Source organism: Opitutus sp. sgz309028 (assembly GCF_059821195.1).
This window is the reverse complement of sequence record NZ_JCAMRR010000001.1, coordinates 1,528,093-1,554,602: the sequence shown is the minus strand read 5'-3', so window position 1 is coordinate 1,554,602 and position 26,510 is coordinate 1,528,093. Positions and strand designations below refer to the sequence as shown.

At 65.9% G+C, this 26,510-nt stretch carries 22 protein-coding genes; 11 read left to right on the top strand and 11 right to left on the bottom strand.

Features of this window, described 5'->3' with window-relative positions:
• Window positions 1–25: 25 nt before the first annotated feature.
• Window positions 26–268: a translation initiation factor IF-1 gene (gene infA, locus AC6RV7_RS05905; protein ID WP_500093011.1), complete on the top strand. Its 243-nt coding sequence runs from the start codon at window positions 26–28 to the stop codon at window positions 266–268.
• A gap of 348 nt (window positions 269–616) precedes the next feature.
• Here infA and AC6RV7_RS05900 read toward each other — a convergent pair whose 3' ends face one another.
• The 6 genes from AC6RV7_RS05900 to AC6RV7_RS05875 all read right to left on the bottom strand — a co-directional run bounded on the left by AC6RV7_RS05900 (window position 617) and on the right by AC6RV7_RS05875 (window position 7,227).
• Window positions 617–751, bottom strand: coding sequence for a hypothetical protein (locus AC6RV7_RS05900; protein WP_500092981.1), 135 nt, complete (start codon window positions 749–751; stop codon window positions 617–619).
• 61 nt (window positions 752–812) lie between these two features.
• A complete protein-coding gene (locus AC6RV7_RS05895; RefSeq protein WP_500092980.1) occupies window positions 813–1,754 on the bottom strand; it encodes an alpha/beta fold hydrolase in 942 nt (313 codons plus the stop codon).
• Between the two features lie 181 nt (window positions 1,755–1,935).
• Window positions 1,936–2,178: a hypothetical protein gene (locus AC6RV7_RS05890; protein ID WP_500092979.1), complete on the bottom strand. Its 243-nt coding sequence runs from the start codon at window positions 2,176–2,178 to the stop codon at window positions 1,936–1,938.
• Window positions 2,179–2,694: 516 nt separating this feature from the next.
• Window positions 2,695–3,618 (bottom strand): alpha/beta hydrolase, encoded by a 924-nt coding sequence (locus AC6RV7_RS05885; protein ID WP_500093010.1) that lies wholly within the window; start codon window positions 3,616–3,618, stop codon window positions 2,695–2,697.
• A gap of 406 nt (window positions 3,619–4,024) precedes the next feature.
• Window positions 4,025–6,463, bottom strand: coding sequence for a glycoside hydrolase family 2 TIM barrel-domain containing protein (locus tag AC6RV7_RS05880; protein ID WP_500092978.1), 2,439 nt, complete (start codon window positions 6,461–6,463; stop codon window positions 4,025–4,027).
• Window positions 6,464–6,609: 146 nt separating this feature from the next.
• A complete protein-coding gene (locus AC6RV7_RS05875; RefSeq protein WP_500092977.1) occupies window positions 6,610–7,227 on the bottom strand; it encodes a GreA/GreB family elongation factor in 618 nt (205 codons plus the stop codon).
• Window positions 7,228–7,803: 576 nt separating this feature from the next.
• Between AC6RV7_RS05875 and AC6RV7_RS05870 the strand changes: the two genes are divergently transcribed.
• Together AC6RV7_RS05870 and AC6RV7_RS05865 are read left to right on the top strand one after the other, a co-directional pair.
• On the top strand, window positions 7,804–9,036 hold the full coding sequence (locus AC6RV7_RS05870) for an RNA polymerase sigma factor (RefSeq protein ID WP_500092976.1): 1,233 nt from the start codon (window positions 7,804–7,806) through the stop codon (window positions 9,034–9,036).
• A gap of 89 nt (window positions 9,037–9,125) precedes the next feature.
• Window positions 9,126–9,524: a YciI family protein gene (locus AC6RV7_RS05865; RefSeq protein ID WP_500092975.1), complete on the top strand. Its 399-nt coding sequence runs from the start codon at window positions 9,126–9,128 to the stop codon at window positions 9,522–9,524.
• Window positions 9,525–9,570: 46 nt separating this feature from the next.
• On the opposite strand, the gene AC6RV7_RS05860 is transcribed toward AC6RV7_RS05865, so the two are convergent.
• The 3 genes from AC6RV7_RS05860 to AC6RV7_RS05850 all read right to left on the bottom strand — a co-directional run bounded on the left by AC6RV7_RS05860 (window position 9,571) and on the right by AC6RV7_RS05850 (window position 14,139).
• Window positions 9,571–11,667 (bottom strand): hypothetical protein, encoded by a 2,097-nt coding sequence (locus tag AC6RV7_RS05860; protein WP_500092974.1) that lies wholly within the window; start codon window positions 11,665–11,667, stop codon window positions 9,571–9,573.
• Between the two features lie 307 nt (window positions 11,668–11,974).
• Window positions 11,975–13,132 carry an Sb-PDE family phosphodiesterase gene (locus AC6RV7_RS05855; RefSeq protein WP_500092973.1) on the bottom strand — a complete coding sequence of 386 codons (1,158 nt, stop codon included), beginning with the start codon at window positions 13,130–13,132 and terminating at the stop codon, window positions 11,975–11,977.
• Window positions 13,133–13,251: 119 nt separating this feature from the next.
• Window positions 13,252–14,139: an AraC family transcriptional regulator gene (locus tag AC6RV7_RS05850; RefSeq protein ID WP_500092972.1), complete on the bottom strand. Its 888-nt coding sequence runs from the start codon at window positions 14,137–14,139 to the stop codon at window positions 13,252–13,254.
• Window positions 14,140–14,270: 131 nt separating this feature from the next.
• Here AC6RV7_RS05850 and AC6RV7_RS05845 point away from each other — a divergent pair, with 131 nt between their 5' ends.
• From AC6RV7_RS05845 to AC6RV7_RS05820, 6 genes are all read left to right on the top strand, one after another.
• Window positions 14,271–14,663: an RbsD/FucU domain-containing protein gene (locus AC6RV7_RS05845; RefSeq protein ID WP_500092971.1), complete on the top strand. Its 393-nt coding sequence runs from the start codon at window positions 14,271–14,273 to the stop codon at window positions 14,661–14,663.
• 23 nt (window positions 14,664–14,686) lie between these two features.
• A complete protein-coding gene (locus AC6RV7_RS05840; protein ID WP_500092970.1) occupies window positions 14,687–15,640 on the top strand; it encodes an aldo/keto reductase in 954 nt (317 codons plus the stop codon).
• A 14-nt stretch (window positions 15,641–15,654) separates the two neighbouring features.
• Window positions 15,655–16,689, top strand: a complete 1,035-nt coding sequence (locus tag AC6RV7_RS05835; protein WP_500092969.1) for a zinc-binding alcohol dehydrogenase family protein — start codon at window positions 15,655–15,657, stop codon at window positions 16,687–16,689.
• A gap of 86 nt (window positions 16,690–16,775) precedes the next feature.
• Window positions 16,776–17,675, top strand: a complete 900-nt coding sequence (locus tag AC6RV7_RS05830) for a 2-dehydropantoate 2-reductase (protein WP_500092968.1) — start codon at window positions 16,776–16,778, stop codon at window positions 17,673–17,675.
• A gap of 37 nt (window positions 17,676–17,712) precedes the next feature.
• Window positions 17,713–19,416, top strand: a complete 1,704-nt coding sequence (locus tag AC6RV7_RS05825; RefSeq protein WP_500092967.1) for an alpha-L-fucosidase — start codon at window positions 17,713–17,715, stop codon at window positions 19,414–19,416.
• 130 nt (window positions 19,417–19,546) lie between these two features.
• Window positions 19,547–21,061 (top strand): sialate O-acetylesterase, encoded by a 1,515-nt coding sequence (locus AC6RV7_RS05820; protein WP_500092966.1) that lies wholly within the window; start codon window positions 19,547–19,549, stop codon window positions 21,059–21,061.
• A 63-nt stretch (window positions 21,062–21,124) separates the two neighbouring features.
• Here AC6RV7_RS05820 and AC6RV7_RS05815 read toward each other — a convergent pair whose 3' ends face one another.
• The gene (locus tag AC6RV7_RS05815; RefSeq protein ID WP_500092965.1) at window positions 21,125–23,059 is read right to left on the bottom strand and encodes a glycoside hydrolase family 97 protein; all 1,935 of its coding nucleotides are present in this window, start codon (window positions 23,057–23,059) and stop codon (window positions 21,125–21,127) included.
• A 297-nt stretch (window positions 23,060–23,356) separates the two neighbouring features.
• Between AC6RV7_RS05815 and AC6RV7_RS05810 the strand changes: the two genes are divergently transcribed.
• The gene (locus AC6RV7_RS05810; RefSeq protein ID WP_500092964.1) at window positions 23,357–23,557 is read left to right on the top strand and encodes a hypothetical protein; all 201 of its coding nucleotides are present in this window, start codon (window positions 23,357–23,359) and stop codon (window positions 23,555–23,557) included.
• Between the two features lie 3 nt (window positions 23,558–23,560).
• Here the strand turns inward: AC6RV7_RS05810 and AC6RV7_RS05805 are convergent, their stop codons facing one another.
• Entirely contained in the window at window positions 23,561–24,922 is a 1,362-nt protein-coding gene (locus AC6RV7_RS05805) for an MFS transporter (protein WP_500092963.1), read from the bottom strand.
• 462 nt (window positions 24,923–25,384) lie between these two features.
• On the opposite strand from AC6RV7_RS05805, the gene AC6RV7_RS05800 reads away from it, so the two are divergent.
• Window positions 25,385–26,425 carry a LacI family DNA-binding transcriptional regulator gene (locus AC6RV7_RS05800; RefSeq protein WP_500092962.1) on the top strand — a complete coding sequence of 347 codons (1,041 nt, stop codon included), beginning with the start codon at window positions 25,385–25,387 and terminating at the stop codon, window positions 26,423–26,425.
• Window positions 26,426–26,510 lie beyond the last annotated feature (85 nt).

Below are 26,510 nucleotides of genomic sequence, written 5' to 3'. Positions count from 1 at the left end.
CCCAGACTCGAAATCTGCATCTCATATCGAAGTTGAAGGAAAGATCGTAGCTGTGCTGCCCGGCACCATGTTCCGGGTGCAGCTTTCCAACGGCCACGTCGTGCTGGGGCACATCTCCGGCAAGTTGCGCAAGCACTTCATCAAGATCGCCGCCGGCGACACCGTGAAAATGGAGATGAGCCCCTACGACACGGAGAAGGCGCGCATCACGTATCGCGTAAAGGATACGTCCTCGACCTACCGCCCGCGCGCCCGCCGGCGTTATTGAGCGCGAGCCGCGACGGCGGCGGTCGCTTCGATCGGATGGGGAACCACGAAAAACACGAAAGTTTCGGATTTGGCCCACGGAACACACGGAATACACGGAAGAATGGTTCTGAATTCCGTGTGATCGGTGTGTTCCGTGGGCTCATTTGGGTGCGACTGGGTCGCGGGCGTGCGCGAGTGGGGTGAAGAACGAACCAAGTTTTCGGCCCGGCGACTTGGTATCGGGTGGCGGAACGGATTCGCCTCATTCCGGGCATTCTTCTTGCCGAACGTTCGCCCTCCTCGCGCCTTTGCGCTGAGTCCGACGGTTTTTCTCTTCGAACAACGCGAAGGCGGGAAGGCGCGAAGTTCACGACGCGGCCGGCGCGTCGAGATCGCGCAGCAGGGCTTCGATCTGCCGCTTCTCGGGCTGGAGCCGGAACCGGTCGCGTATCCACAGAGCTGCGACTCCGAGCAGAAGGCCGATCGCAAAGACCAGAGCCATGCTCCAGGCCTGATCGGCCGTGGCTTTGCCGCTGGCATAGAGTTGTCGAACGGCCAACCGCTCAGGCTTCGCGTGACGCCGGCGCGAAACGGCGGATGAAGTCGAGAAGGAGGGCTGCCGCCGTTTCGGCGTGGGTTTCCAGCAGGAAGTGTCCGCCATCGAGAATGTGCGCTTCCATTCGGGGCAGCGCCTGCATCCACGACACGGTCTCGGCGATCTCGAAGAAGGCGTCGTGTCGGCCCCACACCATCAGCGCCGGCGGCTGGCGGGCGGCGAGATAGTGGGCGATGGCGTCGAAGCGCGCCACGTGCCGCGCATAGTCCGCGATGAGGGCGCGTTGCGTTTCCATCCGGCCGGGCCGGCACATCACCTGCCAGTCTTCTTCCCAGACTGACGGTGAGATGCGGTCGGCGACCTCGGCAGGCACGCCAGCCACGTATTGGGCGCGGATGCCCTCAAGCGTGAGGTGTGCGGTGGCCGCGGCTTCGTTGTGTTCATTCGGCGCCGACCAGAAGGCCATCGTATCCGCCCATTGGGGACCGAGACCGGTGCGATGCGCGTTGCCGTTTTGAATGACGAGACCCAGCACACGATCGGGCGCCGCCATCGCCAAGCGGAGCCCGACCGGTGCGCCGAAGTCGTGCAGATATATGAAACGCGGTCCGACCGCCAGATGATCGAGCAACTCGGCGACGGCCTCCGCAAACGCCTCGAACGACGCGGAAGGCAGCGGGTCGGACTCGCCGAAGCCCGGGAGGTCGGGCGCGATCACAAACGCCGTTCGCGCCAGCACGGGGATTATCCCGCGGAAGCTCCGGGCCGAATTGGGAAATCCGTGTAGAAGGAGCACCGCCGGCGCTGACGCGTTGCCCGCGGTCAAAAACGATAAACGCGTTCCGCCGGTCAACGTGATCGTCCGCCGTGTCGCCAGCTCGCGCTTCGACTCCGGTGTGCCCGGACGGACGGGCTCCTTGGCGTCACCGGGAAAGGAAGTCGCGCTCATGGAAGACTCGGACGTCCGCGCATTCGGATGAGAAGAAGAGCGGCGCCGTTTCTGGGACAGGTGCGCCGCAAGCGGGTTCAAGAGCAGGGGGCCGCGCAGTCTTCGGGAAAAAGGTCGCTCCTCTTTGCGAATCTTCGCCGCCTTCGCGTCTTCGCGCTTAATCCGACGCTCCTGCGCTCTGTCACAACTGCAGGTTTTTCACCTCGATCAATCCGTTGAGCATCAGCACCACCGACTGCACCATCGGGCAGGGCGGACAGGAATAGCGCACGCGGTCGCGGATGTAGGCGATTTCGTCGACGGGCAACTTTTTCAGTTCGTCGTTGATCTCGCGCAACAGCGCCTCGTCGCGCATGTCCTGCGGGCCCGCCGCCAACCGGCGGAGGGCGGCGCGAACGCGGGGAGTGAGGGAAGGGCGGGCCATGACGATTAAGGCCGCGGAACCTGCACACCTCGCGCCGAAAGGCCAGCCCGCGGCGCGGGTGGCTTCGACCGCGGAGATGAAGCGCAAAGAGGCAAAGGCGCGAAGGCCGATCCGCGAAGCCGAACCGATCGAACCGACGGCGCGCCGCGGCGGCGCTGGTCGCTTCGATCCGGGGGTGAAGAACGAACCAAGTTTTCGGCCGGCTGTTCAGTGGCCGGGTGGCGAAACGGATTTGGCTCACTCCGGCCTGTCTTCTTCGCGAACCTTTGCCTCTTTGCGCCTTCGCGCTGAATCCGAGGGTTTTTGTCTTCGAACAAAGCGCGAAGAAGCGAAGGCCGATCCGCGAAGCCGGACCGATCGAACCGCCCGCGCGCCGCGGCGGCGCTGGTCGCTTCGATTCGGGGTGAAGAACGAACCAAGTTTTCGGCCGGCGGTGATTTGTCCCCAGGGACAACGGCTTTGCTTCACTCCCGCCGGTCTTCTTCGCGAGCCTTCGCAGTCTTCGCGTCTTTGCGCTTAATCCGTTTTCTTCGCCGCCGGCTTCAGGAAGCCGTTCACGTCGAGCCAGTGCATGAACGCGTCGAACCAGCGGTTGCTCGTGCGGTCGGGATTGCCGAGGCCGAAGCCGTGTCCACCATTCTGATACAGGTGAAATTCCACCGGGCGCCCGGCGTCGAACCACGACTTGATCACGCCGAACTGGCCGCGGAAGAGGAAGTCGTCGGTGGCGATGACGTTGAACATCGGCGGCGCGTCCTTCGGCACGTCGACCGGGCCCATGCCGCCGTAGATCGGTCCGATGAACGCGAGCTTCATCGTCTGCGAATGCAGCGTGCAATGCATCGTGAGCCCGGCGCCGGCCGAAAAGCCGATCATGCCGAGACGCGAGGGATCGACGCCCCATTCCTTCGCGCGCTTCAGGATCAGTGCGTAGGCGGCCTCGGCGTCCGCGAGCTGGTTCGACAAATCCGGCCGGGGCGGGCGCGGCCGGTTTTCGCCGGCTCCGGCGGCGGCGAAGGTCTGGTTCATCGATTCCTTGAAATCCTCGAGCGAGACCGGCGTCGGTTGTAACCGGTATTTCAGGACAAACGCCGCGATGCCGCGGTCGGCGAGGGCCTGGGCGACTTCCCAGCCTTCGTTGCCCATCGAGAGCCAGCGAAAACCGCCGCCGGGCGCGACGATGACGGCCGCGCCGTTGGCTTTGGCGGGATCCGGCAGGAAGGGCGTGAGCGTGGCCGCGGTGATGTTGCGCGCCATCGGATCGCCCCACTGGCGAAACCAGGTTTCGCGTGCGGGCTGGTTTTCGACGCCGCCGGTGTTGAGCGGAATGGCGTTGGGTTCGGCGGGCGTTTCGAGCGGATAGATGGTGCCGTCCTGAGCCACGGCGGACGTGGCGAGAACAAGCAGCGAGGCGAAGGCAGCGGTTTTGAACAGGTGCATGCGGGGCAGGGGGATTGTCATGGTCTGAGGGGAGTTTTTTGCCGGCCCGAGGTTGGGACGCGGCGGGAGGGGTGGACAAACGCATAGCCGCACCGGTCCGTGGGCGCCAACCCACGCACAGAATTACCGTTCAGTTGAGGAACGAAGACCGAACGGTTTCGCGCTTGGTTGGGGATCCAGAAACCTAATTAAGCGCAAAGACGCGAAGCCGGCGAAGGCTCGCGAAGAAGTCGAACCGATCGAGCCGACTGCGCGCCAGAGTGGCCGTAAAGTAGGGCGGTTCTGTGACCCGCCTTTCCACGGAGGGAAGTTCAGAGACCAAAGCCCAAAGCCTAGAGCCCAGAGCCTAGAGCGACGTAGGGGTGAGTTTTCTTCGCGAACCTTCGCAACCTTCGCGTCTTTGCGCTTAATCCGATGTTTGTCGCGCTTCATCCGCCGGTCGGGCGGGCAACATGAGCGTCGCTTCCGCCAAGCCGGGCGCGGTGAAACGCACGCGGGTCGGGGTGGTCGAATCGGTCGATTGCACGTAAGCGACGAGCCGGCCGTGGTGAACGCGGTGCGTGGCGTCCGTGTAATCGGACATGTCGCGAAGATTGCCGGCCTCGAGGCCGAGCAGCCGGCCGTTTTCAACCGTGCACGTCACTTCATCGTCCGCGTTCAACACCGGCACGCCGTGACGGTCCACAAGCTGAACCGCCACTACGCTGACGCCGCCGTCCGGCCCGGCGGGTTCGCTCGTGTGCACGCGCAGCGCCGTCGCCGCTTCCGCCGTGCGCACGACCGTTCGGCCGATCTCCGCGCCGTGCTCGTCGAAGCCGATCGCTTCGAGCGTTCCCGCCGTGAACGGGAGGTCCCATTTCATGATTCGCGTCGCCGGATCCTGGCGCTGGTCGGCGCCGACGGGTTTTCCATTCAGTAGCAAACGCACCCGTGCTGCGTTCGTGTAGCAGAGCACGCGAACGTCGGTGCCGGGCTCGTAATTCCACAGCGGCCACGATTCCGTGGAGCGCCGGTCGTGGTCCGGTTTTCGTTCCGTTCCAAGATGGATCACCGGCCGGTCGGACCACAGCGCTTCGCGGAAACGGCCGCGGGGCTTTACGGCGCCGGTGAGATCGAGGAGTCCGGCGGACGAGCCGCGCGAAGGCCAGCGTCCGGCCTCGCCGAGATAATCAATGCCGGTCCAGAGAAACTGGCCGAAAATGAACGGGTTGTCCTCCACCGCGCGCCAGGCGTCGACGGAGTGCCGGTTTTCGCTGCCGTAGATCACGCGCCGCGGGTAGTGCTCATGATCGAGGCGGTAGCGGTCCTCGGTGTAATTGTAGCCGACGATGTCGAGAGCGCCGGGGTATCCGGTTTCGTTGGACATCACGACGCCGGCCAGCGCGGCGGTGACGGGCCGCGAGCGATCGTGCTGCCGCACCACGGCGGCGAGGCGCTCCGCGATCGCCCCGAGCCGCTGCGCGTCGGGCGCGTCGGGCTGATACTTCCCGATTGTCGGCTGGCTGATCCGCGCCTCGTCGAGGACGGGATGCGAGTAAGGATCGTTGGGATAATCGACTTCATTGCCGATGCTCCAGGCGAAGATCGACGGGTGATTCCGGTCGCGGCGCACCATGTCGGCGAGGTCGCGCGCGCTCCATTCGGCGAAGAAATCGGCGGAGCCTTCGAAGCCCGGTTTCCCCACGTTCCAGCCCTCGAGCCATTTCCGCTTGGGAAACTCCCACTCGTCGAACGCCTCGTCGAGGACCAGCAGGCCGAGTTCGTCGCAGAGTTCGTAGACGTCGGGCGCCTGCGGATTGTGGCTCATGCGCACGGCGTTGCATCCGAGCGCCTTCAGAGTCGCGAGCCGCTGCCGCCAGACAATCCGCGGCACGGCCGCTCCCAGCACGCCGGCGTCGTGATGCAGGCACGCGCCTTTCATCTTCATCCACTCGCCGTTGAGCGCGAAGCCGCGGTCCGGATCGAACGTGAGCGTGCGAATCCCGGTGGTGGTCGTGGTCTGGTCGAGCGTGCGGCCGTCGGCGTGAACGATTCTCGTGCGCAACCGATACCGATGCGGCGCGGCGAGCCGCCAGAGTTGAGGCGACGGCACCGTGAGCGGTTGCGTGACGGTCGCGGTCGAGTGGGCGCGCAGGTCAGCCTCCTCGTGTGCGGCCGCGACCTCGGCGCCGCGTGCATCCAGCAGCACCTGTTCGACGCGCACGCGAAGATTTTCGGCGGTTTCATTCTGGAGCTCGGTGTCGACGTCGAGCGTGGCTGACGCGTCGTCCGCGTCACGGGTGCGGACGAACACGCCCCACGGCGCGAGGTGCACCGGCCCGGAGCGAATGAGGAAAACGTGCCGGTAAATGCCGGAGCCGGTATACCAGCGCGAATCGGCGGAACGGCTGTGGTCGACGCGCACGGCGATGGTGTTCTCGGCGTCGAACTTCACGTGCGGCGTGGCGTCGTAATAGAACGAAACGTAGCCGTTGGGACGTTGCCCGAGGAGGTGGCCGTTGAGATAGACCTCGCTGCGATTATAGACGCCTTCGAAATACAAGAAGACTTTGTCGCCGCCCTCCGCCGGAATGAAAACCTGGCGGCGATACCAGCCGACGCCGCCGGGCAGATAGCCGGTGCAACTCGCGAGCTGCGGATCGAGTGGCGCCTGGATGCTCCAATCGTGCGGGAGGGTGACTCGTTCCCAGCTGCGATCGTCGAAACCGGGATCTTTCGCGGCGGGATCGTCGGCAAGCGAGAACGTCCACGCGTCGTCAAGCGGAGACGCCGAGCCGAGGGACAACGGCGTGGCGGCGAGATTCGAGGTCAGGACAAGAGCCAGAACGGAAAGGAAGCGGATCATGGGGAAGAGGGGCGGCGGAGCGTAACACGAATTCCGCGGCAGGAACAGATGCGCGCCACCCCTCGATCAAAAATCACCCGATCGGGTGAGCCACTCTCAACTCTCAACTCTCAACCCTCATCTCTCAACTCCCGCCTCGCCTCCCTTCACTCCTCGCCCTCGATTTCCGGCGGCTTGATCGGCATGAGCAGGCGGTCGAGTTCGTCCTGCGTGGGATTGCGGATCGAGAGCACTTTCAAGATTGATTCGCCGGCGGGGAGCGTCACCTGGGTTTGCGCGCCGGCGGCGAGGCCGAGCAACGCGGTGGCGAGCGGCGAGTTGTGCGGCAGGCATTCGATGCCCGAATCCGGATCGGTCGCGGTCTCGCCGTAGGTCGTGACCAGAAACGTGAAACGGTGTATTCGTTTCGTGGCGACGTCCTGCTTCTCGATCCGGGTGACGTGACCGAGTTGCAGGGTGTCGGTGGGTTTGGTGAGCCACGTCGCCGGATCGACTTCGATGAACGTGTTGCGGGCGACGAAGCGATCGAGCGCGGTCATCTTGCGGTCGACGGCGCGAATGGCCTCCTTGGCGGCCTTGAAGCCGAAGTTCTCGCGCAGGTCGCCCTGGCTGTGGGCTTCGATCTTGTCCTGCACGAGCCCGACGCGCTTCACCTTCAGCGCCTCGAATTCCTCGGCGAGCACGCGGTTGTAGCCCGGTCGAACATAGATTGTCGTAGGCGCGGGCGGCGGCGGGCGGTAGATGTGTTTGCGACGGAGCGGCATGGGGGAGGGGGAGTTGAGAGCTGAGGGTTGAGAGCTGAGGGTTGAGAGTTGAGAGTTGGAGGAGCGGACGGGCGGAGCGCTGGCTCGCGGCTGCTTCGCGTCCTGGCGTCTCCGCGCTTAGATCAAATTCGGATCTGAACGAAGCGCGAAGGTGCGAAGATCGATCCGTGAAGCTTGGGGTCGTGAGGTAGGGCGGGTCTTTGACCCGCTTTTTTGCGTTTCAGTCAATCGAAGGCGGGTCACAGACATGCCCGACCATGGAGTCCTACGCGCGGAGGTTGCGCCTTCGCCTTCTTCACGAAGCTTCGCCATCTTCGCGTCTTTGCGCTTAACCCGATTTCTCGGTTTCCAAATGAAGCGCGAAGGCGCGAAGGTGCGAAGATCGATCGGCAAAGCCGAGCCGATCGAACCGCGGCGGGCCGCTTCGATCCGGGGCGAAGAGGGAATCAAGATTTTTTCTAGCGGCTCTTCGGTGGGCGAACTGCCATTGCCATCTCCAAGTCCTGGTTTTCTTCGCGAAGCTTCGCCATCTTCGCGTCTTTGCGCTTAACCAGTCCTGTCACTTTTCTCACCGCCATGTCTGACCTCCGCGCGCAGCTCGACGCCGTTTACCGGGCCGAAAGCGGTCGCATCCTTGCGACGCTCATCCGGCTGCTCGGCGATTTCGAGCGCGCAGAAGATGCGATGCACGATGCGTTCAACGCCGCGCTGCGCCGCTGGCCGACAGAAGGCGTTCCCCGGAATCCCCGCGCGTGGTTGATTTCCGCCGGACGGTTCACGGCGATCGATGCGATCCGGCGGCGCGCGCGTTTCGACGTCGCACAAGCGGACATCGCCGAAACGTTGCACGGCGGTCAACCGCCCGCTCCGACAGGCGACGACGAGTTGCCGGACGACCGGCTCAGGCTGATTTTCATCTGCTGCCATCCGGCGCTTCCCGCGGAGGCGCGGGCGGCGCTCACGTTGCGCGAGGTGTGCGGGCTGACGACCGAGGAAATCGCGCGGGCGTTTCTCACCACCGCCCCGACGATCGCGCAGCGGATCGTGCGCGCGAAGGCGAAGATTCGCGACGAGCGCATTCCCTACCAGGTGCCGTCCGGGCCGGAACTGCCGGAGCGCCTCGGTGCGGTGCTGGCGGTGGTGTATCTGTTGTTCAATGAAGGCTACTCGGCGTCGTCGGGGCCATCGCTCGTCCGTGCGGAGTTGTCGGCGGAAGCGATCCGGCTCGGGCGTGTGCTCGGCGAACTGCTGCCGGAGCCGGAGGTGGTCGGGCTGCTCGCGCTGATGCTGTTGCACGAATCGCGGCGCGCGGCACGCGTGAGCGGCGCCGGCGAACTCGTGCTGCTCGAGCAGCAGGATCGATCGCTGTGGGATCGCGCGCTGATTCGCGAGGGCATCGCTTTGGTCGAGCGCGCGCTCGCGACGCGGCGGTTCGGGCCCTACACGCTGCAGGCGGCGATCGCGGCCGTGCACGCCGAGGCGGCGGCGCCGGAGGCGACGGACTGGCGGCAGATTTGCGCGCTGTATGCGGCGCTGCTCGCGATCCAGCCCTCGCCGGTGGTCGAGCTGAACCGCGCGGTGGCGGTGGCCATGCACGAAGGCCCGGCGGCCGGCCTCGCACTCGTCGACGCGCTGCTCGCCCGCGGCAAGTTGCAGGAGTATCGCCTCGCGCACGCGGCGCGCGCCGATTTCTGCCGCCGACTCGGCCGGCGCGACGAGGCGCGCGCGGCTTACGAACGGGCGCAGGGGCTGGCGAGTTCGGACGCGGAAAAGCGTTTCTTCGAGAAACGCCTGCGCGAGCTCGGCTAAAAAAATATTGCCGTGCGCTGTCGAATTTCGCGGCGGCGGTTCGGCTAGTGGTTGAAACCCGCCCGATCCCGGGCGAGGTCACTCTCACCATGAAATACATCTGCCTCGGTTACATTGATCTGAATTGGTTCGCCTCGATTCCGGAAACGGAGCGGCAGGCGATGATGGACAACTGCTTCGCTTACGACGAGAAGCTCCGCGCGAACGGACACTTCCTTGGCGGCGAGGGGCTGCAGCCGCCGAACACGGCGGCGACGCTGCGCTACACGAACGGCCGCGTCGTGGTCACCGACGGCCCATATGCGGAAACGAAGGAGCAGATCGGCGGCATCATGATCCTCGAGGCGCGCGATTTGAACCACGCGATCGAGCTGATCTCACAACATCCGGGCGCGAAGTTTGGTCCGTGGGAAATTCGGCCGGCTGCGGATTTGGACGCCCTCGTGCGCGAGAGCGAAGCGCGTCGTCGCGCCAGCGGCGAAGGGTGAGCTCTCGCGATCGGGGACAGAGGCCGGGTCGGCGGCGGCCGGCGACTTATTTTTGCGCTCGCCGCGCGGCGGCATCGGCGGCCGCCTTCTGCCGGGCGGCGAGCGCGTCCTCGCGGGCCTTGGCTTTCGCTGCCACCGCCGCCTCGTGGTCAGCCTTGCGCTTGGCTGCGGCGGCATCCGCGTCGGCTTGTCGTTTCGCGAGCGCGGCCTGCTTGTCGGCTGCGGCTTTCGCTTTCGCGGCCTCGGCTGCGGCGAACGCTTGCTCCTCGCTTGCCTTTACGGCGGCGAACCAGGTGTGGACGCTCGTGCCGGGAGCTGGAGTGACGGTGACTTTCTTGATCGGTCCGGCGCCGCGCGGGTCGACCGAGGGGCCGATGAACACGATCGTGCCGTCCGGCATGTATTCCCACGGCTTTGCCTCGGGATCGGGATCGATTGAGCTCACGCCGAAGGGCAGGACCGTCGCGCTGGCGCGGTCCCACCTCATTTTGGGCGAGTTTTCCCAAGGAAGAGACTGGCCGGAAAATTCCGCCACGAGGTCGCCATCCAGGAAATAACGTGCGCCGACACCCGGGCGGTCGCTCGCCGGTCCGCCCTTCACGATCAGATGCTGGCTGTCGGGCGTAAATTCCGCGGCGCGGCCGGGAGCGCGGCGGGCGGGGAGAAACATCCCGTCGGCGTAAACGGTGCCGCCGTCCGGGCCGCGGGTGGCCGCCGCCACGTGTTGCGAGTCGGGACTGAAGAACACCGTGCCGCCGAAGCCGCCGTCGCGCGTGACGACTTCGCCGTCGACGATGAGCTCAGTCGTGTTGGCGTCGATACCGGCAAAGTAGGCGCAGCGTTCGCCGTTGGGGCTGAGCGCGAGTCGCCAGATGTTGCGATGCACGGGCGAGGATTTCCCGTCATGATAAATCTTCAACGCGAGCGGCTGCGCGCCGGCGGCGTAGACGAATTGGTTTCCCGTCTTCGCGAACGTCGGCCGGCTGCGGACGAGCTCGTGGCCTTCGTCCGCCTCGCCGTTCTTCACCATGAACTGTCGCGTGCCGTTTCCCGCGATGTAAGCCAGCGTGGACGAATCGGGGGAAAACGTGAGGGCGTCGACGGAGGCATACTCCTGGTGCTTTTTCCCATCGTGCACGACCCACTTGACGGTCGCCATGTCACGCTGGAACCACGCGGCCCAGTGTTTGCCGTCGGGACTGAATACGATGTCCGCGACGCCTTCCGAATGCGAGACGAGTTTGCCGTTGAGGTAGAGCGTTTGCTTGAACACCTCGGACGTGCCGGCCGAGGGCCGGACGATCGCGGCGATGTCGCCGTTCGCGCTGACGCGGTAACGTTCGATGAACGGCGCGCTCAGGATCGGCTTGCCGTCGACGAGCAGTTTCTGGTCGCCCTCGGAGCCGGAGGTGCAGACGACGTGTTTGCCGTCGGGCGTGAAACGCGCGCGCTGGCCCGAATAGCCGGCGTCCTTGCCGTCGACGATGAGGAGGCGATCGGCGGGCTGTTTGGCCTTGCCGGCGCTCAGCAGCCAGCGCTTTCCGTCGGCGCTGAAGAACGGTTGCGGCACGCCGTCGAAGGCGGGCGTCACCGGTTTCCCATCCATCATCAACCGAAACGAGCGCATCGTGTCGGCGGTCTGCTGGTAGAAATAGACGTGGGCTCCGTCCGGCGTGAATTGCAGCAGCGAGACCGGTGGTGCGGCGGTCGAATGAGGCGCGCGGAAGATTTCCTTGCCGTCGAGAATCACGACCACCTCGCTGCCGCGGCGAGCGGCGTAGGCGTAACGCTTCCCATCTCGGGTGAAGGCGACCGGGCCTTTGCGCGCGACTGACTGCTCGCGGATGATGCCGGCGTTATCGTAGTCGGTTTCGAACATCGGGACTGCGCGCAGGATATCATCAAACGCCTCGCCGTCGGTGCCGTCGATCGTCACGACGAATTTGTTTCCCTTGGCGTGCGTCGCCGCAAAGCGCATGCCTTTTTCGCTGAGCGTGTAGATCGTGCCGGGGACGTAAGCGGGACCGACGATCTCTTCAACGATCGTGGGTGTGGACGATGCCGCGAAGGCGTGCGCGCCGTCGCTGGCGAACACAACGAGCGCGGCGAACACGGGCCGAAATGACCAACGAGGGGTGTTCATGGGGGCCTCTGCACAGGAAGGCTGTCGGGGGAGGGTGGAGCGTTCAGGTGAAGCCGGCCTCGTTTCGGGTGACGAAGCACCGATTCACCGGGGAGAATCGCGCGATGGCGTGCTGCGAGATGCGGACAACGCGGCCGGGCCTTCAAGCCTGCTGCGGGGTCTTCGGCTGCGATCAGCTTTTGCCTGATGACGCGGCGAGAAAGCCTCACCCGGAGGGGCGGCGGACGGGCGCTGAGCGTCGTCTCGCGCTACGCGTCGGTGCGCCGCCGGACGCGGTGAACAACCGAGGGATGCGGCGCGGCGACGGTCAGGGGGTCTCGGGCGCGGGCAATTCAGCGCTGACCTGGAGCGCCAGCACGGGGTGCACGCGCGGCGCCGTGATGGCGTTCAAGACTTCGAAGCGAAGTTCGATTTCCGTGAGGGGGTCGATCGGTTTGACCAGGATCGTTGCTGTCGCGTGGGCCGGGATTTCGACGAGCGAAGCGTGTTGATGAAGCTGATACGCGCTCACGTTGCGCAGCCGGAAATCGGCGTCGCTGTGGTTTTGCAGCGTGACGGCGAGGACGGTGGTTTCCGGCTGGTAGATCGCGGACGCGACCGTGAGCGACGCGGCGAGCAGCGGCTCGATCCATTCGGCGCGACCGATCAGGGTGTTGTCGAACCAGACGACCGTGCGCCGGGCGAACAGCGCGTCTTTGAGCCCGGCCTCGGTTTTCTCCCGCGCAAAAACGAGCGTGACAGGTCGGTGGCCGCCTTCCGGCACCTGATGGGTCCAATCGACGAGGTCATGGATGTCGGAGTTGCCCATGATCGTGAGATTGCGATCGAGAGCGATCTGCAGGGATTCGTCGGAGAACTCGTGCTCGTTCACCACTTCGATGCCGTGGATCAGGTTCTCGGCGAGGAGTTGCTCGTGCATCGGCGTGAGCCGCGCCACGCCGTCGGGCGTCTGCTTGGTCCACGACGGATGGTTCCAGAAAATGAAGGCTCCCTGGCGCGACGCTTCGCGAAACGCGTCGATCGGATCCGCGGTCAGGAGCGGATTCGCGTCCTGGATGAAGATGGCGTTGGCGTGTCCCGGCGGCATCTTGCGCGTCACTTCGGCGCCGCGGATGACGAGGAGGGTTTGGTCCTTTGCCGCCTTGCTCGCGATGACATGGGCGCGGTTGCGATCCGGATGCGGGATGTCGGCGGCGTGCGGTTGATACTCGAGGTGGTCGGTGATCGCGATGGCGTCGAGGCCGTCACGGGTCGCTTCCTGCACCCGAATGTTTGGCCACACGCTGCCGTCGGAAAAGACGGTGTGCTGGTGGAAGTCGCCGACCAGGGTTTGATAATCGGGCAGGTCGGGAAACTCGATGACGCGCGACGCGGGCGAGTGTCCGAACGCGGGAGCGGCGAGCGCGGTCAGCGCCGCGAGGAAAAGCGGGGAAGCGGCCCGGAGAGGTGAGGGGCAGGAAAGCATGCGTGAGTGAAGCGCGGCGCGACGAACCGAGACAAGGTTGGACCTTCTCGGGGCCGACTGGCGCGGGAGCGCAAAGCGCGGCCCCGCGTCCCGCATCGAGCCTGCTTTCCGCCGCGCGGTTACGTGCCGTGGCGGCGGATGAAGGGTTGCGGGCTCAGGCCGTGCACACGCTTGAACACCCGCGAGAAATGAAACGGATCCATCCCGAGCCGTTCCGCCACCTCGTGCACCAGCAGGTGCCCTGAATCGAGCAACTCCGCCGCGTGCACCATGCGCTTGCGCGTGAGATATTCATAAGGAGAGCCGTGACCGAACCGCTGGAACAGTCGCGACAAATGGCTCGGCGAAACATGGCACGCCGCCGCGACTTCCTCCGCCGTGGCGGTGCTCACGAAATGCCGGTCGATGTAGTCGAGACAGCGGCGGAGTGTTTGCTGCGAGCGCCGGTCCGGATCGCCCGACGCGTCCGGATGTTCGCCGAGCTTCAACAGCAGCACGCGTAGCTCCAGCGCCACGATCGCCGGCGTGTGCGGGCGATGATGACGGCCGTCGGACACCAGCAGGCGCAGCGCCGCCTCGACCTCGTCGGCATTCGGCAGCACGCGAAACCGCCCGGGTTGCAGCGCCGTGGCGGAGAGCAGGTTCTTCGCTTCGCCACCGCCGAAGTTGATGAAAAATTTCGACAACAGGTGCTTCGGATCCGACTCGATCCGAACTCGCACGCCCGGCCCGTAGGTGAAAAAGCAGCCGCGCTGCAGCTCGTGCTGCGTCCCCGCGATTTCGAGCCGGCCCCTGCCTCCAGCCACGAACTCGACCGCGAGCCACGGAAAGGTCTCGCGCCGAATCAGGTAGTCCGGTGCGGTGAGTTCCCAGCCGCCGCAAATCACCGTCAACTCGTCCGTCAGCGGTGCGCCGGAACCGAGATAGAAGCGTTCTGCCGCCTTGACCTGACGGGAGATGAAGGCGGGTTCCTCGGGGGCGGGGCGCGGTGCGGGACGGGGATTCATGAGGGCGGAAGCAAGATCAAGAATCGATATGCAACGGCAAGGAAATGCCATGGGAAACCCCACCGCATCCGGGCAAGATATCGCCAGCTTCGCCGGCGGCGCGCCTCCGGCAACCCCTTCGCCTTTCGATCATGCTGAAAGCCGGCATTCTCAATCCCCAGTTGTTGTCGCTGCTCGCCCGCGTGCGGCACACCAACTCCCTCGTCATCGCCGACCGCGGCTTCCCGTTCTGGCCCGGTATCGAAACCGTGGATATCTCGCTCGTCGACGACGTGCCGACGGTGCTGCAGGTGCTCGCGGCTCTCCGGCCCAACTTCGTCATCGGCGCGGCGCACATGGCCGAGGAGTTCCTTGCGCATAATCCGCCCGGGATTGTGGCCCGCTTCGCCGCGGCGCTGGAGGGGATCCCGCTGCAGCACGAACCGCACGAGGCGGTCTTCAAGCCGCGCGTGCCGCGCGCGATCGGCCTCATCCGCACCGGCGACACCACGCCCTACGCCAACCTCATCCTCACCAGCGCGTGACCCGCGCGCTCCTGTAGTTAAACATGCACTACCGCAAACTCGGTTCCACCGGCCTCGACGTTTCGATTCTCAGCTTCGGCGCCTCGTCGCTCGGCGGCGTGTTTCGCCCGACCGACGACCGCGAGGGCGTTCGCGCGGTGCACGCGGCGCTCGACGCCGGCATCAATTTCATCGACGTGTCGCCCTACTATGGCGCCACGCGCGCCGAGTCGGTGCTGGGCCGCGCGCTGCAGGGCGTGGCGCGCGACCGGTATATCCTTGCCACGAAGGTCGGCCAATACGGCGAGGGCGAGTTCGATTTCTCCGCGGCGCGCGTGACGCGTTCGCTCGACGAGAGCTGCGCGCGGCTGGGCGTCGACTACATCGACCTGCTGCAGTGCCATGACATCGAGTTCGCCGATCTGAACCAGATCGTGGACGAGACGCTGCCCGCGCTCGTGAAGCTCCGCGACGCCGGCCGGATCGGCCACATCGGCATCACGGGTCTGCCGCTCAAGGTGTTTCCCGCCGTGCTCGATCGCGTCGCGCCCGGCGTCGTCGAAACCATCCTCTCGTTCTGCCGTTTCGAGTTGAACGACTCGGCGCTCGGCGACCTCGTGCCGTATCTGCGCGAGAAAGGCGTCGGCATCATCAACGCCTCGCCGACCGGCATGGGCCTGCTGACGGAACGCGGCGTGCCGGCCTGGCATCCCGCGCCGCCGCACTTGGTGGCGACGGCGAAACGCGCCGTCGATTACTGCCGCGAGGCGGGCGTCGACATCGTGAAGCTCGCGATCCAGTTCGCCATCAGCCATCCGGGGATCGCCACCACGCTCGTCGGCACCGCGAATCCGGAGAACATTCTCAAAAACGTGGCCTACGCGGAGGCGCCGGTGGAATTCGAACACATCGGTCGCGTACTCGAGATCCTGCGCCCGGTGCACAATCACAACTTCACCCGCGGCCGTCCGGAAAATCGTGACGAGCTCGTCGCCTGAAAACCGCTTCCCCGATGCAAACGCTCATTCTCGAAACGCCCGGCAAACTCGTGCTCGCCGACACCGACGTCCCGACGTCGCCCGGTCCCGGCGAGGCGCTGGTGCGGGTGCACCGCATCGGCGTCTGCGGCACGGACATCCACGCGTTCAACGGCAAGCAGCCTTTCTTCAGCTATCCGCGCATCCTCGGTCACGAGCTCGGCGTGGAAGTGCTGGCGGTCGGCGCGGGCGTGATGCACCTCGCCGTCGGCGATCGGTGCGCAGTAGAACCTTATATCAATTGCGGTCGCTGCATCGCCTGTCGCCGCGGCAAACCGAATTGCTGCGCCGCGCTGAAGGTCCTCGGCGTGCACCTCGATGGCGGCCAGCGCGAGCGCATGGTGTTGCCCGCGGCCAAGCTGCATCGCTCCGCGAAACTCAGCTACGATCAACTCGCGCTGGTCGAGACGCTCGGCATCGGCGCGCACGCGGTGGAGCGCGCGGCGCTCCAGGCGGGCGAGACGGTTGCGGTGATCGGCGCGGGACCGATCGGCTTGTCGGCGATCCAGTTCGCGCACGCGGCGCAAACGCGCGTGATCGTGATCGACGTCAACGAGGCGCGGCTCGCGTTTTGCCGCGAGCGGCTGGGAATCGCGGCGGAGGACTTGATCGACGCGCGTGCCGGCGGCGTGGTCGAGCGACTCCAGGCGCTCACGGCCGGCGATCTGCCGACGGCAGTGTTCGACGCGACCGGCAGTCCGGGCTCGATGAAGAGCGCGTTCAATTATCCGGCGCCCGGCGGGCGTCTCGTGTTCGTGGGGCTTTTTCCGGGCGAGGTGACGTTCGACGATCCGAATTTCCACCGCCGGGAGCTCACGCTGCTGGCGAGCCGCAACTCGCGGCCGGACGACTTTGTCCGCATCATCGAACTCGTCGAAACCGGCCAGGTCGACACCTCGCCGTGGATCACGCACCGCGCGGCGCTGGCCGACGTGCCCGGGCATTTCGCCGCCTGGACGCGACCGGAGACCGGCGTGCTGAAAGCGATGATCGAAGTATCCGATCAGTAGTTACAGAACCTGCCATGAGCGTCTCCCCGTCACACGAAGCCCGGCTCCGCGAGGTCTCCTCTGCGCGTTTTGCCGGCTGATCGATCATGAAAACTTCCTCCCTCGCTTTGATCGGCCCCGGTGCGATCGGCTGCACGTTGATCGGGCACCTGGCCGCGACCGGTCGCTTCGACCTGACGGTCGCGGCGCGCTCGCCGCTGGACCGCATCGAGGTCGAAACCGAGACGGGCGTCCTGCGTTGCGAGCCGCGCGTCTGCACCGCGGCGACGCAGGTGCTCGCACCCGTGGATTGGGTTCTGGTGGCGACGAAAACCTACGACGTCGCCGGCGCGTTGCCGTGGCTGGAGCGGCTTTGCGTGCCCGAAACCCGCATCGCCCTCCTGCAGAACGGCGTCGAGCATCTCCAGCGGCTGCCCGAGCGGTATTGTCGCACGCAGCTCGTGCCCGTCGTGGTCGATTGCCCGGCCGAGCGTCAGGCGCCCGGCCGCGTGCGCCAGCGCGGCCCCGCCCGGATGATCGTCCCCGACGACGCGGCGGGGCGGGCATTTGTCGAACTGTTCCGCGAGACGCGTATCCAGGTCGACACGACGAACGATTGGCGAACCGCCGCCTGGCGGAAGCTCTGCCTCAACGCGGCCGGTGCGGTCTCGGCCGCGACGCTGCGGCCCGCGGGCATCGTGCATTTCCCGCCGGCCGCGGACCTGATGCGCGCGATCGTGCGCGAGGTGGTCCTCGTCGGTCGCGCCGAGGGCGCGCAATTGGACGACGCGATCGTCGACACGGTGATCGAGAACACCCGCCGCGCGCCGCGCGATGCGGTGAATTCGATGCACGCGGATCGCGCGGCCGGACGCCCGATGGAAATCGATGCGCGCAATGGCGTCGTCGTCCGTATCGGCCGTCGGCACGGCATTCCCACGCCTTGCAACGAGGCGCTGACCAATCTGCTGCTCACGCTCGAGCTGCCGGAGCAAGCCCAACCCTGATCATCGCAACCGCCGCGGACATCCCCTTTTTCCTGTCATGAAGCCCTCCTCTTCTACGTCCCTCTCGGGCCGGCGCGTTCGTGCCGCTCTTCTCGCCGGTTTGCTTTTGCCGGCGGCCGGATCGTTGGCGGCCGAGCCGCTCTCCTCGAATCTCAAACCGACCGTCATGGTGGTGGCGGCGGACGAGCCGGTCGCGGCCGGCCCGTTCGAGCCGTCGTGGACGTCGCTCGCGAACTACGAAGTGCCGGAGTGGTTTCGCGATGCCAAATTCGGCATCTGGGCGCACTGGGGGCCGCAATGCGAACCGGAGCAGGGCGACTGGTATGCACGCTCGATGTATTCGCAGGGCACGCGGCAATATGAGTATCAGACCCAGCATTACGGCCATCCCTCGCAGGCCGGTTTCAAGGATGTGATCCACGCCTGGAAGGCCGAGCACTGGAATCCCGAGGAGCTGGTCGCGCTCTACGCCCGGGCCGGCGCGCAATACTTCGTCGCGCTCGCGAATCACCACGACAACTTTGACCTCTGGCCGTCGAAATACCAGCCGTGGAACGCCACGAAGCTCGGCCCGCAAAAGGACATCGTCGGCGGCTGGGCCGCCGCCGCGCGGCGTCACGGTCTGCGCTTTGGCGTGAGCGTGCACGCGGCCCACGCGTGGAGCTGGTATGAAGTCGCCCAGGGCGCGGACGCGACCGGGCCGCTCGCCGGCGTGCCTTACGATGGCAAGCTCACCGCCGCCGACGGTCGCGGCACCTGGTGGGACGGACTCGATCCGCAGGACCTTTACGAGCAGCGGCACACGCCGAGCCCGAACTTCGGGAACCTCTCGTCGATCCACGCACGCTGGAACTGGGGCAACGGCGTCACCCCGCCCGACGCGGCCTACTGCGAGCGTTTCTACAATCGCACCGTGGACCTCATCAATCAGGTCCAGCCGGATCTCGTTTACTTCGACGACACTGCGCTGCCGCTCTGGCCGGTCAGCGATGCCGGCCTGAAGATCGCGGCGCACTTCTACAATTCCAACCTGGCCCGCCATGGCGGAAAACTCGAGGCCGTGCTCTGCGGCAAGATCCTCGCGGAGGACCAGCGCCGGGCCATGATCTGGGATATCGAGCGCGGTCAGAGCAACGTGATCGAGCCGGAGCCGTGGCAGACCGACACCTGCATCGGCCAGTGGCACTACCGGCGTTCGATTTACGACGAGAAAGGTTACAAAAGCGCGCGCACCGTGCTGCAGACGCTCGCGGACGTCGTGAGCAAGAACGGCAACCTGCTCCTGAGCGTGCCCGTGCGCAGCGACGGCACGATCGACGACGAGGAGCGCCGGATCGTCGAAGGCATCGCGGACTGGATGGCCGTCAACCGCGAGGCGATCTTCGCGACGCGCCCGTGGAAAGTCTTCGGCGAAGGCCCGGCGTCCGCCGGTGCCGAGTTGAGCGCGCAAGGTTTCAACGAGGGCAAGGGCAAGCCGTTCGGCGAGGAGGACGTGCGCTTCACGCAGTCGAAGGACGGCCGCGTGCTCTACGTCATCGCGCTCGTGCCGCCCACGAAGCCGCTGCGCGTGAAGGCCCTCGGCACCGCCGCTGGCCAGCTCGACCGCGGCATCGCCCGCGTGCAACGGCTCGGCGCTTCCGCGCCGGCAAAATGGCAGCGGACCGCCGAGGCGCTCGAGATCGCAGCGGGCGGTTCCGCCGGGCCCGATCAGCCCGTCGTATTCAAGATCGTGTTACAGTAGCAAACGGGGCGGCCCGGGCAGCGGCCTGGTTTACGTTTTCATTGGGCCACCGCGACAAGGCCCTTCACATCCTCGACAACTCGTCGCTGTGCCCTGCTTATCGGGACGCCGTCGCCGCGGCCTTCGTCCTATGAAAAAACTTCGCCTGCTCTTCTGGTTATCGCTGCTCGCGACGCCGCTCGCCGCCGCGCTGCAACTCGGTAGCCCGTTCACCGATCACGCCGTGCTCCAGCGCGACCAGCCCGTCCCCGTCTGGGGCTGGGCCGACGTGGGCGTGACGGTCACGGTCAAATTCGCCGGTCAGACCAAATCCGCGACCGCCGACGCGAAGGGCGCGTGGCGCGTGACACTCGATCCGTTGTCCGCTTCGGCCGAGCCGCGTCCGCTCACGGTCGCGCAAGGTTCCGAGACGCGCACGCTCGCCGATCTCCTCGTCGGCGAGGTGTGGCTGGCGTCGGGCCAGTCCAACATGGTTTTCACGCTCTCAAAATCCCGTTACCGCTGGGCCGGCGTGATCGACGAGGAAGCCGAGATCGCCGCGGCCGATTATCCGTTGATCCGGATGTTCACCGCCGGTGAACAGAAATCCTACGAACCGCAGGCGACCGTGCCCGGCGAGTGGCAGGTTTGCACGCCGGCCAATGCGCCCGCGTGGTCCGCGATCGGCTATTTCTTCGCGCGCGATCTGCACCGCGAGCTCGGCGTGCCGGTCGGCATCGTGACCGCGGCGTATGGCGCGAGTTGCGCGCACGCGTGGATTCGTCGCGACGCGATGCTCGACGATCCCGCGTTCAAGGCCGTGCTCGATCGCTTCGACGAACAGGTGCGCGGCCACACTGAGCCGACGGCGGCGGAGATCGCGGATTGGGAGCGTGCCGTCGAACTCGCAAAGGCGGAGAACCGCCGGCCGCCGCGCCGTCCCGGACAGAGCCCGATTCAGGACCAGCACAACCCGACGGTGATGTTCAACGGCATGATCGCGCCGCTCGTGCCCTACGCGGTGCGCGGTTTCATCTGGTATCAGGGCGAATCGATCACGTCGCCGCGTGAGCTGTTCCCGCGCTGGAACGCCCGCCTGATCGCCGACTGGCGCCAGTTGTGGGGCGGCGAGACGAAACCGTTTCTGTTCTGCCAGCTCGCGGCGCTGGCCAACAACAGCAACAGCCCGCAGGTCCGCGCCTGGCAGGCCGAGGCGTTGCGGGAATTCAACACCGGCATGGCCGTGACCATCGACGTCGGCGACGAGAAGGACGTGCATCCGCACGACAAGGCGCCCGTCGGCCATCGCCTCGCGCTCCTCGCGCTCACGCACGCGTATGGCCGTGACCTCGAAAGCTCCGGACCGGTGTGCACCGGCGCGATCGCGACCGCGGAAGGCGCCGCGCGGCTGCGGTTCGATCACGCGACCGGCGGGCTCGTGGCGAAGGGCGGGGCCTTGCAGACCTTCGAGATCGCGGGCGCCGACGGAAATTTCACGGCCGCCGAAGCCGCGATCGATGGCGATGCGGTGATCGTGCGCAGCGGTGCCGTCTCCGCACCCGCTGCGGTGCGCTACGCGTGGGCCAACTATCCGGCCGGCTGCAATCTCTACAACGGCGCGGGTCTGCCGGCCGCGCCGTTTGGCGTCGCCTTTTCTGCGCCGTGACGATGTTCGTGCCCTCTCCGGCCCATGCGATGGGGCGCGACCAGGCGGAGGAGGAGCGAGCTTTTATTCTTCGAACAGCACCGCGCCACCTTCGGCGGCGAGCGAGAGCGCGATTTTGCCATCCGCGCTGACGGTGATCGAGTCGCGCTTCGCAGTGCGGTCGGGCGCGTCGTGGAGTAACGTGAGCGTCCGGCCTTTCAGTTCCGGCAGCGAAAGCGTGAGCTCCTTCGGCTGCTTTTCGCCATTCGAGGCGGCGATATACCAGCGGTCGCCGTGGCGACGGGCGAGCGCGACGTCGCGGCCGGGATAGCCGGCGAGAAAACGCGTCTCGTCCCAGACGGCCGGCACGCGTTTCAGAAAATCGATCACGAACGCCGGCTGCTCCTCGAGGTTGTTGGGCGTGAGCCCGAAGTGCTGGAGCGGCGATTGGAAGAGCACGGTCGTCGCGAGCTGAAACGCATCTGTCGTGCGGCGCACGTTGCCTTTATCGGCCTCGCGATGAAAGCGGCGGTTCAGGACCATCGGGCCGTAGTCCATGGGCGCGACCGGATTGCGGACAAAGGGAAACACGGCGCTGTTGAACGCCTCCTGGTCGGCGAAGCCTTGCGAGAACACGAGATTCTCCGACGCCGTCACGGCCTCGCTCGTCATGAAATTCGGATACATGCGCTCCCAACCGCGGGGCAGCGTGGCGCCGTGGAAGTTGAGCATCAGCCCGTGCGCGTTCGCGTCGGTGAGGATGTCCTCGTAAAGCTTCATCGTGGCCTGCTTGTCGCCGCCGAAGAAATCGACCTTCAGGCCCTGCACGCCAATCGAACGCAGCCACGCCATCTCGCGCTGCCGCGCGGGGGCGGCGTCCATGCGTTCGCGCGGCGTCTGCGGGGCGTCGTTCCAGTGGCCGTTCGAGTTATACCACAGCAGGACGCCGACGTTTTTCCGGCGCGCGGCGGCGACGAGCTCGGCGAGTTTCTCGCGGCCGAGCTCGGTGTCCCAGAGCGCGTCGATCAGGATGTATTCGTAGCCCATCGCCGCGGCGAGATCGATGAATGCGCGCTGGTCCGCCTCGTTCATGCTCGCGTCCTGCCAGAGCAGCCAGCTCCACGTGGCACGGCCGGGGCGGTAAACCTGCGAGGCGTCGTAGAGCGGTTTGACGACGTCGGTGGCGACGGTGGTTTCGACGATCGGCGCGAGCGTGCGCCCGATCGTGATCGTGCGCCAGGGCGTGAGCAGCGGCAGCGCGGCCGCGACCGTGGCGTCGCCGACGCCGCCGTTTTCGCCAGGCTCCGGAAACGCGAGCGGATACAAGCCGTCGGCGGTGGGCTCGCCGAGTCGCGAGCCGACATAGCGACTGGATACGCCCGTTTCGGAAATGAGCGCCCAGCCGTCGGCGCCGATGCGGAAGAGCGCGGGAAACGTGAAGCCGAGTCCGTGCTGCGATTTCGTCCCGACCGGGACGTCCATCAAATAACCTTCCTCGTAGCTCGGCTTCGTGGCTTTCCAGCCGCTGCCGGCGGGCGCTTGCGACGTCACGAAGGCGGTGGCGTTGGCGGGGAATTTAAAGCCCGTGCGCTCGCTTTGGACGATGGCGCGCTGTTTCTCGGGGCCGGACAGACGATACGCGAACGCGACGTCGCGATCGCTCACGCGGAAGATGACCTCGAGTTGGTCGCCGTTGGCATTGGTGAATCTCGCGGTGAGCTCGTTGGCCCGGTAATGCACGTCGCGCGTCTTGCCGTGCGGCAGCGTGTAGTGCTCGTCGATCGCGGCGGTCGTGCTGCCGGCGGCGGTCAGGCCGGTGGCGAAACTACCGAGGCTGGTTTCAAGGCCGAGGGGCGAGGCTTCGAGGATGGGTTTGCCCTGGTGATCGATCCGGTAGGAAAGCGCGCCGGCGTCGAGCGTGAGGCGCACGGCGAGGGCGCCGTCGGGACTTTTAAGTTCCTGGGCGCGGACGCCGAGGGCGAGCGAAAGGGCGACAAAGACAGCGAGGGCGAATTTCATGGTGGAGAACGGGGTGCCGATGACACCCGCAAGACGACGGCGGCCCGCGCGAACGTCGACTCGTTTGTCGCCAATTCTTGCTGGACCGTGAGGCGGAAACGGTCGGGCCGATCGCACGCCGAGCGTCGTTGGGCTGCTGCCTTCCGTCGGCTTATTCGGTCATCGAGGAGATGCTTAGGATAGGTAGGTAAAACCCCGGGTAAGAACCTGAACGGTGGAAGGTGGCGCTGCCGCCGAAGTGCAGTTGACTAACGTCGGTGGCTTCCGGCGGGTCCGGTCCCGCCACTTTCCAGCATCATGACCGAAGACCAACTGCGCCAGCTGCTTAATGTCTTGGAGGCAGGCGTCCTCATGTTCGAAGCGGAGGACCGTGACCGGCTCTCGAGCCACGAATTGAAAGCGTGCATCGCCCTGATGGAAGCGCGCGCGCACGTGGTGCTGCAGCTCGAACGGCAGTCGCAGGCCCAGACCCGCTTGCTGGCGGCGCACCAATCCTAGCGATCAGGTTTGGCTGGGCGCGGTTTCAGTGGCGCCTTGGGTCGAAATTTGTCCGTTTCGCACAGCGCGCTCGAATCGGCGACAATACCAAATGGCGCCGACCGCGAGGACGAATTGGAGAACGAAAATGCTGCTGTAGTCGAAGACGTCTGACGCGGCCGAGTTCGTCAACCGGCTGAAGCCCTGCACCCACAACCCGCCGAGATTGATCAACACGAAACCTGAAACGCCGCTGACAAACGAGAAACCGGCGCTCACCGTTCCCAACCGGTCCGCCGGGATGAAGTCATACACCAGCGGGCCCCAGATCAGGTATTTCAGCGCGATGAAGCCGCCGCCCATGCCGGCGAAAAGGCTGACGCCGACGATCACGGGAGGGGAGACGAACCCTTCCGGTCCGAAGCGGAGCAGCGCGAAGAGGCAAAGGTTGACCGCCGCGGCTCCGCCGATCGCGAGTTGCATGAGCTTCAGGCGGGAGAAGCGGTCCGCGAGGTAGCCGGAAAGCGGCACGAACATGACGAGATTGGCGAGCATCGTAATCGTTTCGATCCCGCCAAACTGCGCCTTGGTCAGACCGATCTGCTCGGTCAACGTGAGCGGGACGAACACTCGTGACGCGGTGCTGGAGAGCATCGGACAGGCATAAAGCGCGTAGACCGGCCACCACCTTCGGTCGGCGAAAACGTCGCGCAGGAAGCGGGTGAACTGAAAGCGTTCGCACACGGTGCCGCCGGGCGGCGGAGCCTCGCGGACGGCCAAAGCGATGAAGAGCGTCGCGACCAGCGTGAGCGCCGCGCCGGCCCAATAGATCAGGTGCTCGCCTCGGAGATCGAAAGTCCCGCCGGCGAGCAGCGGCCCGAAGCTGCGATCGAACTGAACCAGCAGCACGCCGTTGAATACCAGGCCCACCATCGTGGTGGAAACGCTGCGCAGCACTCCGGTGCGGCCGCGTTGCGCGGGTGGCACGACCTCGTTGTAAAGCGGTTCGTAAGGCTTGGCAACGTCGGTGAAAAACTGATACAGGCCAATGAGCGCGGCGAGGGTCCACAGGTTGGGCGCGAGAGGAATGGCGATAACCACCAATGCGGAACCGGTCCAGCCGACGATCAGGAAGGGGCGTCGGCGCCCCCAGCGGGTCCAGATCCGGTCGCTGACGTAGCTCGAGACCGCTCCGACCATGAAGTTGAAGGCGATGTTGAGACTGCTGAAAAACGCGATCAGGGCCGGCTGGTCGGCGAATTTGCGCAGCGTGAAGGTGAGCGGGGAGCCGCTGAGCAGATTGGAGTAGTTCATGGCCATCCACGGCAGCATCATGCTGGCGGCCCACGTCCACGGGATCCTCGACTGACCGGTGGTGATCGGCATCGCGCGGAAGATCAGATTCCTTCGCGCGTTCTGCGGACGCACTCGCGAGCCCAGGCGCAGGGCGTTATCAAGCGGGGCCGTTGACGGCCGTGGGCGCAGGCGCAGATGACGGGGGCTTGGTTGGATGCAGGGCTTTCCCGGGGGAAATGTTGAGTCGGGATGGGCATCCGGCGGCGCACGTTGGCGAAAAATCGGTCGGAGCGGAAGAGTTTAGGAACGGCCCGGCGTGGTCCCGACCAGGCAGGCGTGACTTTCCCGGGAGATGCGTCCAAATGGAAAGGATACAGCCCGACCGGCAGGTTCGCGTGTCCATTGCCGCGGTAGCCCAGGCGCTCGCGGTGCGGGCAGTCGGGGATCTTCGTCACAAAAAGGGGACTACAGGGCAGCGAGGCACGACGGCGAACCGGCGGGGCACGGTCTGGAAATTGACAGCATGGCTCAAACGTCTTCCAGGTTACACCGATGACGAATCTGCTGCGCGTGACTCAACGGGATGTGGCGCAGAAGTATGGCTGCAGTCATGCGACGGTCTCGCTCGCGCTGAGCGGCAATCCGAGAATCAGCGAGAAGGTGCGCGCCGAGATCGTGGAGCTCGCCGAACGGATGGGCTACCGGCCGGATCCGAGTCTCGCGCAACTGGCGCGCAGCCGTTTCGCCCGGCGGGCGGCGGACTACCGGGCAAACCTCGCCTATCTGGTGCATTCGAAGGCCACAGGCGCGATGCAGCTGCGACATTTCGAGGCAGCGCGGCGTCGGGCGGAACAAAGCGGTTACAAGGTCGAGTGCTTCGACCTCGCGCCTTACGCGTCGGGCTCGTCCGCTGCCCAGGTGCTGTATAACCGCGGGGTGCGCGGCGTCATCATCCCGTCGATGCCGACGCTGGTGGAAGAGTGTATGCGCGACCGCGCCTGGGAGCGGTTTACCATCGTGTGCTGCACGCTGGGCTGGGCTCGCTTCGTCTATAATGTCGTCACCGACGACGTCTTTGCCGCGACGCGGCTTACCTGGAACGAGGTCGTGTCGCGCGGCTACACGCGGATCGGCGCTGCGATGTTTCGGCACAATCCGATCGCCGAGGACGATTATGCGCGGCACGGCGCGTCGGTCGCTCAGCAGGAGGCGCTCGTGCCGAAGAACCGGCGGATCCCGATCCTCGTGGATTGCGATCCGTTCGATCGCGACACGTTCATGCGCTGGTTTGAGCGGCACGAGCCGGAGGTCGTGATTTCGTTCATCAGCCGCGCGTGCGAATGGCTGACGGCCGCCGGATACCGCGTGCCGGAGGACGTAGCTTTCGCCTGCCTGAATGTTCGTCCGCAGGAGCGCTACACGGGAGTGCTGATCCCCGATCCGGATCTCGCGACCACTGCGGTAGACTTTCTGATCGCCCAGATTCACCAGAATCAACGGGGCGTGCCGCGCGTGCAGCAGTCGCTCATGCTGGAGCCACAGTGGCGCGAGGGGAAAACCTTGCCGGCCCTCTCGGGCGGGCAGTCGCGTTAACGGATTAACCGCGGGCGGGTTTGCGGGAGAGGCGGCCGGCGGCTTCCTCACGTTCACCCAACGGCGTGTCCGCCGGTTCTGTGTG

Bases quoted from the DNA above. Each gene is read 5' to 3' on its own strand.
- AC6RV7_RS05825 (WP_500092967.1), top strand. From the start codon at position 17,713: ATGAAGCCCTCCTCTTCTACGTCCCTCTCGGGCCGGCGCGTTCGTGCC.
- AC6RV7_RS05815 (WP_500092965.1), bottom strand. From the start codon at position 23,059: ATGAAATTCGCCCTCGCTGTCTTTGTCGCCCTTTCGCTCGCCCTCGGC.
- AC6RV7_RS05835 (WP_500092969.1), top strand. From the start codon at position 15,655: ATGCAAACGCTCATTCTCGAAACGCCCGGCAAACTCGTGCTCGCCGAC.
- AC6RV7_RS05850 (WP_500092972.1), bottom strand. From the start codon at position 14,139: ATGAATCCCCGTCCCGCACCGCGCCCCGCCCCCGAGGAACCCGCCTTC.
- AC6RV7_RS05830 (WP_500092968.1), top strand. From the start codon at position 16,776: ATGAAAACTTCCTCCCTCGCTTTGATCGGCCCCGGTGCGATCGGCTGC.
- AC6RV7_RS05895 (WP_500092980.1), bottom strand. From the start codon at position 1,754: ATGAGCGCGACTTCCTTTCCCGGTGACGCCAAGGAGCCCGTCCGTCCG.
- AC6RV7_RS05865 (WP_500092975.1), top strand. From the start codon at position 9,126: ATGAAATACATCTGCCTCGGTTACATTGATCTGAATTGGTTCGCCTCG.
- AC6RV7_RS05800 (WP_500092962.1), top strand. From the start codon at position 25,385: ATGACGAATCTGCTGCGCGTGACTCAACGGGATGTGGCGCAGAAGTAT.
- AC6RV7_RS05900 (WP_500092981.1), bottom strand. From the start codon at position 751: ATGGCTCTGGTCTTTGCGATCGGCCTTCTGCTCGGAGTCGCAGCTCTG.
- AC6RV7_RS05810 (WP_500092964.1), top strand. From the start codon at position 23,357: ATGACCGAAGACCAACTGCGCCAGCTGCTTAATGTCTTGGAGGCAGGC.
- AC6RV7_RS05855 (WP_500092973.1), bottom strand. From the start codon at position 13,132: ATGCTTTCCTGCCCCTCACCTCTCCGGGCCGCTTCCCCGCTTTTCCTC.
- AC6RV7_RS05845 (WP_500092971.1), top strand. From the start codon at position 14,271: ATGCTGAAAGCCGGCATTCTCAATCCCCAGTTGTTGTCGCTGCTCGCC.
- AC6RV7_RS05820 (WP_500092966.1), top strand. From the start codon at position 19,547: ATGAAAAAACTTCGCCTGCTCTTCTGGTTATCGCTGCTCGCGACGCCG.
- AC6RV7_RS05805 (WP_500092963.1), bottom strand. From the start codon at position 24,922: ATGCCGATCACCACCGGTCAGTCGAGGATCCCGTGGACGTGGGCCGCC.
- AC6RV7_RS05885 (WP_500093010.1), bottom strand. From the start codon at position 3,618: ATGCACCTGTTCAAAACCGCTGCCTTCGCCTCGCTGCTTGTTCTCGCC.
- AC6RV7_RS05870 (WP_500092976.1), top strand. From the start codon at position 7,804: ATGTCTGACCTCCGCGCGCAGCTCGACGCCGTTTACCGGGCCGAAAGC.
- AC6RV7_RS05880 (WP_500092978.1), bottom strand. From the start codon at position 6,463: ATGATCCGCTTCCTTTCCGTTCTGGCTCTTGTCCTGACCTCGAATCTC.
- AC6RV7_RS05875 (WP_500092977.1), bottom strand. From the start codon at position 7,227: ATGCCGCTCCGTCGCAAACACATCTACCGCCCGCCGCCGCCCGCGCCT.
- AC6RV7_RS05840 (WP_500092970.1), top strand. From the start codon at position 14,687: ATGCACTACCGCAAACTCGGTTCCACCGGCCTCGACGTTTCGATTCTC.
- AC6RV7_RS05860 (WP_500092974.1), bottom strand. From the start codon at position 11,667: ATGAACACCCCTCGTTGGTCATTTCGGCCCGTGTTCGCCGCGCTCGTT.
- AC6RV7_RS05890 (WP_500092979.1), bottom strand. From the start codon at position 2,178: ATGGCCCGCCCTTCCCTCACTCCCCGCGTTCGCGCCGCCCTCCGCCGG.